Consider the following 12,984-nt stretch of genomic DNA (forward strand, 5'->3'; position numbering starts at 1 on the left):
ACTCGAATGGCTAAAGATTTTATTTTACCGGATATCGGCGAAGGCATCGTTGAGTGTGAACTGATGGAATGGCTGGTGGCCGAAGGCGATCGTGTCGAGGAAGATCAGCCGATTGCGGATGTGATGACCGACAAGGCACTAGTGCAAATTCCAAGCCCAGACGCTGGTGTCATTACCAAGTTGTATTACGATAAGGGTGATATTGCCAAGGTTCACGAGCCGCTGTTCCAAATCGAACAAGAAGGCGAAGAAGCCGTTAGCGAACCTGTCGAGCAAGAAGCTCGTACTGAAGTGCCAACCCAAGCGGCGGCCACCGAAGTGAAAGACTTCTTGCTACCTGACATTGGCGAGGGCATCGTTGAGTGTGAGCTTATCGAATGGCTAGCCGCCGAAGGCGAAGCTGTCGTGGAAGACCAGCCGGTGGCTGAAGTAATGACCGACAAAGCCATGGTGCAGATTCCAGCGATTGCCGATGGCGTTATCGTTAAGCATTACTGCGAGAAAGGTCAGGTGGCCAAGGTACATCATCCTTTGTTCGCCATTGAGATTGCCGCCAGCGGCGATGCTCCAGCAGTAGCAACAGCGCCTGCACCGAGCGCCTCGGTAGAAGTGACCGAACAAACTCCACAACCTAAGACATTGCGTCCAGGTAAAGCGCTAGCAAGCCCTGCGGTTCGCCGCTTGGCCCGCGCCGAAGGGGTGGACATTGCTATGGTGGCTGGCTCTGGTGACAAAGGCCGAGTCTACAAAGAAGACATTCTCGCCTATTTGGCACAGCAGTCTCAGCCAGCGGCTGCAGCACCTGCGCCAAGCGCAGCGAAGTCTGCACCTGTGGTTGCCGGCGAGGGCGATCGAGTTGAAGCCATTCGCGGTGTGAAAGCGGCAATGGCCAAGGCGATGACTGAATCGGTTTCCAGCATTCCTCACTTCACTTACTGTGAAGAGATGGACTTAACCGAATTGGTGAAACTACGTGGCGAGATGAAAGCCGTGTATCAAACTGAGACCCTAAAGCTCAGCATGATGCCATTCTTCATTAAAGCCCTGAGTTTGGCGCTGAAAGAGTTCCCTGTGCTTAACGCCCGTGTAAACGACGATTGTACCGAGATTACCTATGTTGAAGATCACAACATTGGTTTGGCGGTGGACTCGCCGATGGGCTTGTTGGTACCGAATATCAAACAGTGCCAAAACAAGAGTATTCTGGAAATTGCCGAAGATCTTACCGAGATCATCAGCAAAGCTCGCGCCGGTCGTCTGTCTCCTGCGGACATGAGCGGCGGCAGCATCTCTATCAGCAACATTGGCGCGATTGGCGGCACTGTGGCTACGCCTATCATCAACAAGCCAGAAGTGGCGATTGTGGCCTTGGGCCGCACACAGCGCTTACCGCGCTTTGATGACAAAGGTGGGGTTGAAGCTCGCGATATCATGCAGGTGAGCTGGTCGGGCGATCACCGCGTGATTGATGGGGCAACCATTGCTCGCTTTAATAATCTGTGGAAGTCCTTCTTGGAGAAGCCGCAAACTCTGATTATGAGCATGCGCTAACCCATTTCTGAGTCTTAAAAACGCATCGTTTCGAAAAAAACGATGCGTTTTTTTATGCCCAATGGTCAGCCCATTGAACCGCGTGCTGACAAGCTGCGTAGGCACAGAGTATAATACTCGGACGATATGCCCGGAGCAGTACTGACCATGAGCCAGATTATGGACGTAGTGGAAATGGATTACCCGTTTCCACCTAAGCCTCAGCCATTGAGCGAGCAACAACAACAAGAATACAAGCAGCGCATTAAAGACCTGTTAAAACAGCACAATGCGGTGCTAGTGGCGCACTACTATACCGATCCTGAAATCCAAGCATTGGCCGAAGAAACCGGCGGCTGTGTGGCGGATTCGCTGGAGATGGCGCGCTTTGGCGCAGAGCATCCAGCGGATACTTTGATCATTGCTGGGGTTCGCTTTATGGGCGAAACCGCTAAGATTTTAAGCCCAGAGAAAACCGTACTGATGCCGACGCTAGAAGCCACTTGTTCACTGGACTTGGGCTGTCCTGAAAAAGAATTCAGCGAGTTTTGCGATGCACACCCGGACCACACGGTAGTGGTGTATGCCAACACCTCGGCCGCAGTTAAAGCCCGTGCCGATTGGGTGGTGACCTCAAGCATTGCACTTGAGATTGTTGAGCATCTAGATGCTGAAGGTAAGAAAATTATTTGGGGTCCCGATCGTCATCTAGGCAGCTACATTGCTGACAGAACCGGTGCAGAGATGTTGATGTGGCAGGGCGCTTGTATCGTTCACGACGAGTTTAAGGCCAAGGCCATGCGTGAGCTTAAGAATCAGTACCCGGACGCGGCGGTTTTGGTTCACCCTGAATCACCAGCTAACGTGGTGGATTTGGCCGATGCGGTTGGCTCAACCAGCCAGCTGATTCAAGCGGCGCGCGACATGAAGAACGACACCTTCATCGTTGCCACCGACAAAGGCATCTTCTACAAGATGCAGCAACTTGAGCCAAACAAAACCTTCATTGAAGCGCCAACCGGCGGTAACGGTGCCACTTGTAAGAGTTGTGCCCACTGTCCTTGGATGGCGATGAATGGTCTTAAGGCCATTGAAGGCGCGCTCTCTGATGAAGACAAGAGCGATCACGAAGTCTTTGTCGATGAAGCGCTGGCTGAAAAGTCAATGGTGCCACTCCGTCGCATGTTGGACTTCGCCGCCGAGCTACGTATGCAGGTGAAAGGAAACGCCTAAGCACGTATAGGTAACTGAAAAGCCAGCGAATGCTGGCTTTTTTGCGTTTTAGGGGGCACAGAAAACAAAAAAGCGACCCTAGGGTCGCTTTAAAAATGGATTCACTGGGCTTGTTGTTACTCAAGGCGACAGTAAAACCGGTTCGAGACTATCACCATCCGTGCAGCAAACGATGATAGACAATCCAATTTATTGTTTTTGGCTATCCGCCTTTAGGTTTGGACTATCAAAAGCTTACCTTTTATGGGGTGATTGTGAAAGTGTTTTTGTTGCAAGCTGATGACTCAAAGGTAAGTAATTTTGAACACCAAATGTTATCTGTTCAGCAAATGCCCACTCAGCCCCAGAAACCGGTTTTTTGCTTGACCCACTTTGGCCTTTTGCGTAAAGTAGCGCTCCGTTGCCAATGGCAACAACAAAATGGTGACGTGTCCGAGTGGCTGAAGGAGCACGCCTGGAAAGTGTGTATACGGCAACGTATCGAGAGTTCGAATCTCTCCGTCACCGCCATACAAAACAAAAAGGCTCGTCCGCAAGGACGAGCCTTTTTGTTTTGTTGTGATTTAGGGGGTTCGAACTCGAGAAGAGAGTCGACAAAAAGCCATGGATGGATTTTTGAATCGCTGCAGGCGCCCGCAGGGTTGATGACAGGAGGTCATCAAATAATCCCTCCGTCACCGCCATATAAAACAAAAGGCCCGTCCGATAGGACGGGCCTTTTGTTTTATTGTGATTTAGGGGGTTCGAACTCGAGAAGAGGTTCGACAAAAAACCAGGGATGGATTTTTGAATCGCCGCATGCGCCCAAAGGGTCGAGCGGCTTATCTATCAGGTAACTTTTGCACTTGCTCCATGAAGGCTTGTGCCGCCGGATTCAGTTGCTGACCCGACTTAAACACAGCTTCGCAAAACCAATTCACCGTATTTGCACCTTGGATCTGAAAAGCCACGACATCCTGTTGCTCAAGTGCATCCACCACGCGATAGGCCGGTACAATCGCCCAACCTAATCCCAAAGACACCATGTCCACTAAGTCCTCGAGGCTTTGGACCTCGATGCTGTGGTTGGATTGCATGTGGCCTTGCATCTGTGGCGATTGCAGTACATAGCGATAAACGATTTGCGGTAGGGCTCGCAGCATTGCTGGGTCGACTTTTTGATCTGGCTTTACCCAGTCGGGAGGACCGATATAAGCCAACTCAAAATTGTACATTTGCACCGAGTCGATTCCGGGATAGTTACCAAATAGAGTGGTGATAATGCCTAGGTGAACCTGATCGTCAGCTACCCACTCGAGGATCTGCAACGGGTCGCCACTGCGAATGGAGAGGTCTATGGTGGGATAGCGCTTGAGTACTTCTTTCGCGCATCGAACCAGTTGGCGGTCTCGTATGGTTGAGCCAAACGCCAGTTTTAACTCGCCAGGCTCTTGTGCGCTGAGCGCTTCAACTTTCATTGCTAGTTGACCTGCTTCAACCAACACAGGCTTGGCGTATTGATAGAGCTCAGCGCCCTGTTGGGTTAACTCCAACTTTCTAACCTTGCGCTCAAACAACAGCAGGTTACTGTCGATTTCGAGTGCGGCTACTTGCTGACTGACGGTAGTGGCGTGTTTACCTAAGGCAATGGCCGCTTGCTTGTAGCTGCCTTTTTCAACCGAAGTGACAAAAGCCAGTAATTGGTCCAAAGAAAAATTCATTTGAATGCGCTTCTTTATAGCAGGATAAAATCCATTTTATACGAGTTATTGGAATTTAAAAGACCATTCATAATAGACCCATCAAAACACAGCAATGCATTTGGCATCTTCTCTGTAAACGAGGTCATTATGAAAAAGTCGATTCTATCTATTGCTCTAGCCGCTAGCGTAACCGCAGGTCTAGCAACTACTGCTGAAGCCTGCACAAACTTCAACTTCACTGCCGAAAACGGCAATACCTTTGTTGGCCGTACCATGGAATGGCCTGGCGAGCTAAATGCACAAATCGCTGTTGTTCCTCGTAACCACAAGTTCAGCGAAAGTAAAACCAAGTACGGTTTTGTGGGTATCCAGCACGGCGAAGAGCTATTTAGCTCTGCGCTTAACGAGCACGGCCTAAGCGGTGAAGCGCTTGCGCTGGCCCAAGCGTCTTTCGCTGGCGAAGGCGAAGGCAAAATCCGTTCTGGTGATGTTGTACGCTTCGTACTAGCGAACGCCAAAAACGTAGAAGAAGCCATCGCACTTTTGAAGAAAACCAAAGTATCTGTTGCTGCTTATGACGTGGTAGACGGTCTGCACTTGGGTATGCACTACGCCTTCAACGATGGTAAAAAAGCGATTGTAGTTGAGTATGTAGACGGTTCTGGCTTCCCAGTTATCACCAAGAACACTTTGGGCGTCCTTACTAACGACCCAACCTACGACCAGCAGACTGAACTAGCGATGATGTTACTCGATGGCACTGGTTATGATGACGCTCAAATTAAGTTCTCTGAAGGAAAGTTCGCAGCGTTTGACTATTCACCGGTAGGACGCTTCCAAAAAATGGTCGCTTTCAACTACACCCAAGACTTGGGCTTAGTGAAGTCTGACTACGATGCGGTTAACCGCGCCTGGACAATGATCAACGCGGTAGACATTCCTCAGGGTTCTTTGTACTGGCGCTTCGCTGCAGCAGAAACTCCGCAGTTCACTTCTTACTCGAACGTTGTGGATATCGCCAACAAAGACTACTACTTCCGCACTTATGACAACATGGATGTACGCAAGATTGACGTAGATAGCATCGATTTCGGTAAGGTTAGCTTCAAGTCAGAAGGTATCTTCCGCACTGCAGATAGCTACAGCAACTACGTTTTTAAGTAAGTTAGAAAGACATTCGTTAGAGCTCAGAGCCTCACCTTTTCGGTGAGGCTTTGCGCTTCCATGGCTATTACTTCTTGTTGTTAGTTATCAGTTGGGCTAGCGTCTAGTAACACAGGCCCCGGGCCTTTTTCGGCTAGTTCGTCGTCGGGATTGTACAGCGGGCATCGAGAAAGAGACAAACAACCACAACCGATACAAGAATCTAGCGAATCTCGTAATGCCTCGAGTTTGGCGATCCTTTGGTTGAGCATGGCGTGCCACTGGGCGCTAAGCGCCTGCCAATCATCTACTGTCGGCGTGCGGTTGTCGGGCAGTTGTGCCAGTGCTGATTTGATTTCTTCTAAAGTCACGCCGAGTTTTTGTGCTGCTTTGATTACGGATATTCGGCGCATCACATCGGGCTTGTAGCGCCTTTGGTTGCCTTGATTACGCCAACTGCGAATCAAGCCTTTCTGTTCGTAAAAGTGCAGAGTAGACACCTTGATACCACAGCGTTGAGCGACTCGGCCCACCGACCAATTTGCTTCGTTTGACATTTTTTTCCAAAAAGCACTTTACCTCAAGTTAACTTGGGGTTTTAGCATGCTTGAGGTCAAAAGAAAACAATGAAGGAAAACAAGATGATAAAACTCGAGCATTTAAACTTAGTGGTTCGCGATATGGTCGATACGCTTCGCTTTTACCAGGCAGCGTTTCCTCACTGGCGCATTCGCTCTAAGGGAGAAGGCGATTGGTATGGCACCTATCGTCACTGGCTTCACTTTGGCGATGATTATCAATACCTAACGTTTAACGACAACGGCCAAGGTGAGAATCGCAACCTCGCCAGCCACGACATGGGGCTCGCTCACTTTGCCTTTGTGGTAGACAATTTGGATGCTGTGGTAACGCGTTTGGCTACCGCGGGGTTTGAACGAGATAAAGGCGGCTATCAGGCGGAGTATCGCAAAAATTGCTATTTCATCGACCCAAGTGGCTATGAAGTGGAGTTTGTTGAATACGCTTCGGATATTCCTGCTCAACGAAATTTGGACGATTAGTATGAAGACCGCCATTATTCTCGGTTCGAGTCGCTCCAACGGTAATACCGCCAAACTGGTGGACTATGTTAGCCGGCGAGTTAATGCCGATGTGTATGATCTCAACCAATACCGCATCGAACCTTTTAACTATGACAATCGCTATCAGGACGACTTTGGTTCGCTTGCCGAGCAGTTATTGGAATACGACAACCTAGTGTTGGCATCGCCCATGTATTGGTATTCAGCCAGTGCACAGATGAAGGTGTTTTTGGATCGAATTTCCGATTTACTGGATTTTGAAAAAGGTAAGGGCAGGCAGTTGCGAGGGAAGTCGGCGGGCTTGTTGGCCAGTGGCAATGACAGTACGCCGCCTGAATGTTTCGAGCAGATGTTTGAGTTAACGTTCAAATACTTGGGTATGAACTATCTCGGTATGAGCTATGCCAGTTTTGGACAGTCTGAAACGCTCAGCCAGCACACGCTTGCATTGGATGAATTTGCCTATCAATTCCAGTCAGCGGCTAAACAAGGTTGAGCTGATACACTTAAGGGATGGAAAATTTCACCTATCAGCATTTCTACAAATACGCCCTAGTTGGTGGAGGCTTTTGTTTGCCGGAGGCACTGCAAAGCGATGTTGTGCCTTTGGCCCTCGATTGGCAGTCGCTGGATAGGCAAGGCTGGTTTTCTACTAGGCGACGGTTTAAGAGAGAGCGCTCAAGGCAATCCTTTGAGCCCTGTTTGGAGTAATAACCGTGGCAAAGTATTTTCGCGAACGCTTTGACGACATCTCTGATTACGCTGAACTCTGCGGTCAAGGGGAGGTGCTTCAGCTGCAACCCGGTCAATTGCAGATCGATTTGAGAGTGCTCGAGTTTGACGACTTAGTTGTCTCTCTTGAGCAAAGCAGTCACCAATTAAGCGTGGCACCGCAAGCCGACGTGGGTCTGCACAGAGTTTCGTTGCCCAGTTTGGGGGCAAACCAACAAGAGGGTGCGCCCAGGTTGTGGAACGGGCAGCAATTACCCAATCACTTAATGCTTAGTGAAGATCATTGGGATGGTTTGTATGTGAACACGCCACATCAGTTTGATCTTGAGCTCACCTTGAGCCCAGAGCTCGCTCATAAGGCAGGTATAACTGGCGAAGATGGCAATGCGCTTAATCTTGGGCATTTGGCGGTTAAGCACATGAGCTACGAGTTGTTTGAACTCATGATGCGCCACTTAAAGAGCTCTCAGGTTAACAGCGCTTTGTATCGAGAAATTATTGCCTTGGTTCAAAAGGTGGCTTCAAAAGCGCAGCAGGAGTCGGCTCAGTTAAAGCAACACAGGCGACTGGCCTTGGTGCAAAAGGCGCTGGCGCATCTCAATCAGACGCAGGCAAATGGCGAGTATCTAACCGCTAAACAACTCAGCGATGCTATGGCCACCACGCAACGCACCTTACAACGGGCCTTTGACGATATTCTAAAGACCAGCCCTTATTACTATTTGATGATGGCCCGTCTTAATCTAGCGCGGCAGATGCTGCGTCAAGGTCGAGGCAATGTCACCGAGGTTGGCGCCCAACTTGGGTTTGCCAGCAGCAGCGCTTTTATCACCCACTACCGTAAATTTTTTGGTGAAACACCGTCGCAAACCCTTAAACAAAACCGCTAAAATCATGCTGCATTTGGAAGCGAGGATCTATTTTGAAGTTGCAATTTCTAACTAGCATTTTGCTAACTATATCTGTGTTTTCAGTACAGGCGAACACTCAAGCCGAGATCGAGCATTTGCTGGATTATGTTCGCAGCACAGATTGCCAGTATGAGCGCAATGGCACTATGCATACTGGTGCAGAAGCTGTTAAGCACATTCAGCGCAAATACAAGCATTTTGCCGATGATATCGTCACTGCTGAGGATTTTGTTCGGCTCTCTGCCACTAAAAGCATGATGTCAGGTAAGTATTATCAAGTGCATTGTGAAGGCCAACCGACGGTTAAAAGTCAGGATTGGTTTTTAATAGAACTGAAGAATTACCGCTTAGAACAAACGGATAGTCCAAAATTAAACTAGCACCTTAGTGTCTATGCAAAGTGTGTTTAAGCTGCTTTTAGCTTTTGCCCTATATGGGCTTTGCATCCAGTAACATACTTCTGGCCTTCGATTTGAATCGTTAATGTTCCGCCAATGATTAACTAATGGCGAGCGTAAGCGATGAAAAACTTCAAACTCTGGTACTTTGCGCAATCCTCCCTTGGCGTTGTCCAATGGGTGGGGATTGCAATCCTACTCACCCCTCTAATTATTGACCGCACCGGCAGTGGCTTGCTGCTCGGGGAAGTGATGGCGCTGATTGGCGGCTTTGGCATAGTGGCGCCATTGATTGGTTGGCTGGCGGATAGATTTGAAGCTCACCGTATGCTTCAAAAAGTGGCGATCCTTTCTCACTTCGCGGCCATGTTGGTGTTGTACTTCGCCGGTGATGTTCAGTGGATGTACTGGGTGGTAGGTTTGCTCATCGGCACAGGCACGGTGACCCAACTGACCTTAAACCCTGCGTTTGTCATCGCTGCAAGTAGTGACCAATCGGAAGAAGGCCGAGGACTTGCTTGGCTGTTTCAGTCTCAGTTCTTCGGGATTATTGTTGCAGCATTATTCGTCTATGGGGCATCGGCCTTGGGACTGGGTACGGATTACCAGTTATTGATATTGATGGGATTAGTGCTGCTTTGTTTCTTGGCTGTGCTTATCTCGCCGCCGCCTGCAGTTAAAACCCAAGCGGTGGATGCCACAGAGGTCGTTGAAGAAAAGCCTGAAAGTGCCAGTTTACTTGGACTCCTGGTGTTTTTGATCGCTGTGTTCTTCGCAATGTTGATGTCTGGAAACTTGATGGAAACCGGACCTCTGATTATCCAAAAAGTGTTTGAAGTTGAGATGACCAGCTCAGCTTTGGGCCTAGCCATGTCAGCCGTGGTGACTATTCTGCTGTTAGAGCCGGCAGGTCGTTGGATGCAAAAAAGCGGCCCTTATAAACCGTGGATGACCGCCATGACTGTGTATTTGGTGGTAAACCTTGCCTTGTATGGCTTGATGGGTACTCAAGTGCCAGGTTTTTTACCGATTCTGCTAATCATGATTCTGATGCAGGCGATTTCTTGGTTCGATATGGCTATTCCAGCAATTGCGGTGCGTCTGAGTCCGGCATCGCCAGCACTCACTCAGGGCATTTTGATGTTTGCTATGGCAGGCGGCTTTGCAGTTGGTAGCTATATCGCCGGTGGACTCATCGATGCTTATGGTTTTGAGTCTGTGATCGAGTTTTGTTGTGTCAGTATGGGAATCGCTTATGGTGCAGCGGTGTTAACTCAATTAACTAAGTAGTTATTGTGGTAAGACGGATTAGTGCTAGTGTGAAGTATCAAGTTTTCACTAGCACTTTTTGATTTGTACAAGATGAGGCATCTATGGCGAACTATATCGATGGCTTTCTACTCCCTATTCCGAAAAGCGGGCTTGCTGATTATCAGGCGCTAGTTTCAGAGGTTGCCGACATTTGGAAAGGGCACGGTGCCTTGGATTATCGAGAGTTTGTTGGTGATGACTCGTCGCTTGAGGGAGTTAGGTCGTTTGTCGATGCGGCTAATGCCTCCGCTGACGAGGTGGTCATTTTTGGTTGGGTAACATTTGAATCCCGGCAAGCGCGTGATGAGGTTAACCAAAAGGTGGCCTCAGATCTGCGCATGCAAGCTTTGATGAGTCGCTTTGATACTGGCTTTGACCCGCAGCGCATGGCTTATGCGGGGTTTAGGCCTTTGGTTTGATGAAGAGATTGGCGGGCTTGTAGCGGTTGGGTAGATTCCCTATTTCAAGGGAATGACGCCAAAAGGGCGCCGGGAATGACGGAGGAGGTGCCGGAAATGACGGAGCTAAGCGCAATACGACAGCGAGGGCGCCGGAATGACGCCGCTTCCTCACTGATATTTCTTCTCAGCCTTGTGTACCTTGTACAAATAACGTCGTGACTCAGCCCTTGGGTGCGATGTGGTCAATTCCCGATACACTTGCTCTGAGCTAAGGCGATTGATCTTCACAAATGCCTGATTTCTATCCCGGGAGAAAGTATTAAGCACATTGCCAGCGCCACCGTTATACGCCGATATAATGGAGAAGTGGCGACTGGTGGGGTCTACCACCTTGCTCAAGTAACGGTTGGTGAGAATGTTGAGATAGGCGGTGCCGATATCAATGTTCTGTTTTGGATCGAATAAGACTTCTTTGGTCGGTTGCCCACTGCGATTTTTGATCTTCTCGTAAACATCGCGTCCTGCGGTAGAAGGCACTACCTGCATCAATCCGTATGCGTTGGCGTGGCTTACGGCAAACGGATTGAAACTACTCTCGGTTTCGATGACTCCGTATATCAAGGACGGTGCGATGTCGTATTTTTTGGCCGAGGCCAATACGTACTCACTGTATTCTTGTTTGCGTAGATGCAGGTGCTCGGATACCAACGGCACTTCGACGTAACTGGCCAGCAGAGCATCCAGCTTTTCACGCTTCATTTGATTGGCGACCAGATAGTCGGCAAAGCGGTTGGCTCGCCACTGGTATTGGATTGGTTTCTTATTCTGGTCTAGTACTTGTCGATACAAGAAGGGCTTGCCGTTGGGCTTTGGCGCATCGGACGAAAAGATATCCGTGTCTTTAGGGTTCGCGGTGGCCAGCAGGGTGGTTACGATCGCCTGCTGCAGCATGCTTTTGGGCGTTTTGGTGTCTATGGTTTCGACGCGCAGCGTGCCTTTCTCAAAATCGACAATGGCCCGTGCTTTGTAGTCATTGGTGTATTTGACGTAGCGCTTGTTGTCTGGAAGCTCGGTGCGCTTTTTGCCCCACACAGATTCAACACGTTGATTGAGTTGGTCGAGTAGCTCCTTTATCGATTTAACGTCGCTGATCAATTGCTCCGGGTTGGACTTGTACACCTGCTCTTTGTCTTTAATGATGGATTTAACTTCATTTTCCACTTTGCCTTTGGCAACGGCGTCCAACAAACGTTGTTGCTCGGTGGCAGTACAAGAGGCGAGTAGAGGGATGAATAGCAGGGGAGTCAGGCGTTTGATGAATTCCATTTCAATCCAGCGGGTGTAACGACAATTTACTTTCTCGATACTATCTCAATTGAGATTGCGAGGAAACGCCACAAAAAAGGCCAACCGGTTTGGTTGACCTTTTTGCGAGCTAAAGCAATTACTTGGTTACGCCAGAGGTAGGCTTCGTCTTGTAAGACTCTTGATCAGCACGTGGGCTAATGTCTTTTTCACCGTTGGCGATTTGACCGTAGAACACGCTGTCCCAGTCTTTCCACTCAGGGCGAGTTGGTGGAGTAACACCTGAGTCGTAGACGCTGATGCGTACTGGGTGAGGCGTAGGCTCAGACTCCGTTTCACCATCCCATGCCGGCTCGGTGATGTTCACACCAGGGCAGCTTGAGATACACACGTACATGTCTTCGTGTACGTAGAATTCAACGCCCGTGCCTACAGGTAGGTCAGGTGAACCGCCTAGCAGCATGACACATTGGTTGTCTTTAGTATCTTGGTGCTTCATTACCTGGAAGGTCTGGAAGTTGTGGTTGTTCGCCAACTCGTTAACCTTCTCACGACGCTCTTGCTCATCTTCAATGGCGTGAATGGCTGGAATGCGATTCAGTGCCTGGCTGAAGTTGATGTGGCAAGTGTTGATGCCCGCAGGAATGTTGTCTGCGTACAAAATCTCGGTCCACTCTGGAGAGCAGTGCCAGTGCCAGAAGTGGTGACCCCAACCATCAGGCATGTAATCGGCAGGCGCTTCGTCGTGCACTAAGGTCGCCAGAGGCTTCATGCGGCCGATTTTACCTAGGATCTGATAGCCTTCTTGCAAGTAGAAGCCTTGGAATGCTGCCGAGTTACCGTAGCACTGGAAGTCTTTTAGATCTGGAGTGATGAATAACCAGTCGCACACTTGTACGGTTGGGTGAGTTAGCTCCAAACGAATGGTTTGGCCGGCTTTTACTAGGTATGCATCGCCAGTGTGACCTTCAAGCATGCTGTCGTACACTTTAGTGCGGTCGTCGCGCTTAGCCTTTACGTCTTTAACCAACTGGTTGGCTTTTTTGAACATGGCGTGGTCGCGCCACATAGGGATTAGCCCCTGGTTGTAGTAATCGTCTTTCTCCAAGGCATCGACTAGGTTGGCTTGGGTTTCAGGTGAACAAGAATTACACATAACTCAATCTCTTACAGTTAGATTCAGAAGGGTCCATACTCAATAAGTGCCGAGCTCCTGTTGGCTTGGTGCGTATTATCCTGAGTTAGCCTTTGCTGAA

13 protein-coding genes and 1 tRNA gene are annotated in these 12,984 nt (G+C 49.3%); 10 read left to right on the plus strand and 4 right to left on the minus strand.

Annotation, left to right across the window (positions count from 1 at the left end; all coding sequences use genetic code 11):
• The first annotated feature begins 6 nt into the window (after nt 1–6).
• From CLC93_RS07315 to CLC93_RS07325, 3 genes are all read left to right on the plus strand, one after another.
• A complete protein-coding gene (locus CLC93_RS07315; RefSeq protein WP_095505318.1) occupies nt 7–1,551 on the plus strand; it encodes a dihydrolipoyllysine-residue acetyltransferase in 1,545 nt (514 codons plus the stop codon).
• A gap of 147 nt (nt 1,552–1,698) precedes the next feature.
• Nucleotides 1,699–2,763: a quinolinate synthase NadA gene (gene nadA, locus CLC93_RS07320; RefSeq protein WP_095505445.1), complete on the plus strand. Its 1,065-nt coding sequence runs from the start codon at nt 1,699–1,701 to the stop codon at nt 2,761–2,763.
• Between the two features lie 422 nt (nt 2,764–3,185).
• Nucleotides 3,186–3,273 (plus strand) — tRNA-Ser (locus CLC93_RS07325).
• Nucleotides 3,274–3,584: 311 nt separating this feature from the next.
• Here the strand turns inward: CLC93_RS07325 and CLC93_RS07330 are convergent.
• The gene (locus CLC93_RS07330; RefSeq protein WP_095505319.1) at nt 3,585–4,463 is read right to left on the minus strand and encodes a LysR family transcriptional regulator; all 879 of its coding nucleotides are present in this window, start codon (nt 4,461–4,463) and stop codon (nt 3,585–3,587) included.
• Between the two features lie 129 nt (nt 4,464–4,592).
• On the opposite strand from CLC93_RS07330, the gene CLC93_RS07335 reads away from it, so the two are divergent.
• A complete protein-coding gene (locus tag CLC93_RS07335; RefSeq protein WP_095505320.1) occupies nt 4,593–5,609 on the plus strand; it encodes a linear amide C-N hydrolase in 1,017 nt (338 codons plus the stop codon).
• Nucleotides 5,610–5,689: 80 nt separating this feature from the next.
• On the opposite strand, the gene soxR is transcribed toward CLC93_RS07335, so the two are convergent.
• Nucleotides 5,690–6,145, minus strand: a complete 456-nt coding sequence (soxR, locus tag CLC93_RS07340) for a redox-sensitive transcriptional activator SoxR (RefSeq protein ID WP_095505321.1) — start codon at nt 6,143–6,145, stop codon at nt 5,690–5,692.
• Between the two features lie 84 nt (nt 6,146–6,229).
• Here soxR and CLC93_RS07345 point away from each other — a divergent pair, with 84 nt between their 5' ends.
• The 6 genes from CLC93_RS07345 to CLC93_RS07370 all read left to right on the plus strand — a co-directional run bounded on the left by CLC93_RS07345 (nt 6,230) and on the right by CLC93_RS07370 (nt 10,441).
• Nucleotides 6,230–6,649 (plus strand): VOC family protein, encoded by a 420-nt coding sequence (locus tag CLC93_RS07345; RefSeq protein ID WP_095505446.1) that lies wholly within the window; start codon nt 6,230–6,232, stop codon nt 6,647–6,649.
• 1 nt (nt 6,650) lies between these two features.
• The gene (locus CLC93_RS07350) at nt 6,651–7,166 is read left to right on the plus strand and encodes a flavodoxin family protein (protein ID WP_169902879.1); all 516 of its coding nucleotides are present in this window, start codon (nt 6,651–6,653) and stop codon (nt 7,164–7,166) included.
• Nucleotides 7,167–7,386: 220 nt separating this feature from the next.
• Entirely contained in the window at nt 7,387–8,292 is a 906-nt protein-coding gene (locus CLC93_RS07355; RefSeq protein ID WP_095505323.1) for a helix-turn-helix transcriptional regulator, read from the plus strand.
• A 32-nt stretch (nt 8,293–8,324) separates the two neighbouring features.
• A complete protein-coding gene (locus CLC93_RS07360; protein ID WP_245837114.1) occupies nt 8,325–8,693 on the plus strand; it encodes a DUF5329 family protein in 369 nt (122 codons plus the stop codon).
• 141 nt (nt 8,694–8,834) lie between these two features.
• On the plus strand, nt 8,835–10,001 hold the full coding sequence (locus tag CLC93_RS07365; protein WP_095505324.1) for an MFS transporter: 1,167 nt from the start codon (nt 8,835–8,837) through the stop codon (nt 9,999–10,001).
• A gap of 83 nt (nt 10,002–10,084) precedes the next feature.
• A complete protein-coding gene (locus CLC93_RS07370) occupies nt 10,085–10,441 on the plus strand; it encodes a DUF1428 domain-containing protein (RefSeq protein ID WP_095505325.1) in 357 nt (118 codons plus the stop codon).
• A 150-nt stretch (nt 10,442–10,591) separates the two neighbouring features.
• On the opposite strand, the gene mltC is transcribed toward CLC93_RS07370, so the two are convergent.
• Together mltC and CLC93_RS07380 are read right to left on the minus strand one after the other, a co-directional pair.
• Entirely contained in the window at nt 10,592–11,749 is a 1,158-nt protein-coding gene (mltC, locus tag CLC93_RS07375) for a membrane-bound lytic murein transglycosylase MltC (protein WP_095505326.1), read from the minus strand.
• Nucleotides 11,750–11,867: 118 nt separating this feature from the next.
• Entirely contained in the window at nt 11,868–12,884 is a 1,017-nt protein-coding gene (locus tag CLC93_RS07380; RefSeq protein WP_095505327.1) for a DUF1989 domain-containing protein, read from the minus strand.
• Nucleotides 12,885–12,984 lie beyond the last annotated feature (100 nt).

The sequence above is a fragment of the Paraferrimonas sedimenticola genome (genome assembly GCF_002282855.1).
Lineage (GTDB): Bacteria > Pseudomonadota > Gammaproteobacteria > Enterobacterales > Shewanellaceae > Paraferrimonas > Paraferrimonas sedimenticola.

Bases quoted from the DNA above. Each gene is read 5' to 3' on its own strand.
- CLC93_RS07315 (WP_095505318.1), top strand. From the start codon at position 7: ATGGCTAAAGATTTTATTTTACCGGATATCGGCGAAGGCATCGTTGAG.
- nadA (WP_095505445.1), top strand. From the start codon at position 1,699: ATGAGCCAGATTATGGACGTAGTGGAAATGGATTACCCGTTTCCACCT.
- CLC93_RS07330 (WP_095505319.1), bottom strand. From the start codon at position 4,463: ATGAATTTTTCTTTGGACCAATTACTGGCTTTTGTCACTTCGGTTGAA.
- CLC93_RS07335 (WP_095505320.1), top strand. From the start codon at position 4,593: ATGAAAAAGTCGATTCTATCTATTGCTCTAGCCGCTAGCGTAACCGCA.
- soxR (WP_095505321.1), bottom strand. From the start codon at position 6,145: ATGTCAAACGAAGCAAATTGGTCGGTGGGCCGAGTCGCTCAACGCTGT.
- CLC93_RS07345 (WP_095505446.1), top strand. From the start codon at position 6,230: ATGATAAAACTCGAGCATTTAAACTTAGTGGTTCGCGATATGGTCGAT.
- CLC93_RS07350 (WP_169902879.1), top strand. From the start codon at position 6,651: ATGAAGACCGCCATTATTCTCGGTTCGAGTCGCTCCAACGGTAATACC.
- CLC93_RS07365 (WP_095505324.1), top strand. From the start codon at position 8,835: ATGAAAAACTTCAAACTCTGGTACTTTGCGCAATCCTCCCTTGGCGTT.
- CLC93_RS07370 (WP_095505325.1), top strand. From the start codon at position 10,085: ATGGCGAACTATATCGATGGCTTTCTACTCCCTATTCCGAAAAGCGGG.
- mltC (WP_095505326.1), bottom strand. From the start codon at position 11,749: ATGGAATTCATCAAACGCCTGACTCCCCTGCTATTCATCCCTCTACTC.
- CLC93_RS07380 (WP_095505327.1), bottom strand. From the start codon at position 12,884: ATGTGTAATTCTTGTTCACCTGAAACCCAAGCCAACCTAGTCGATGCC.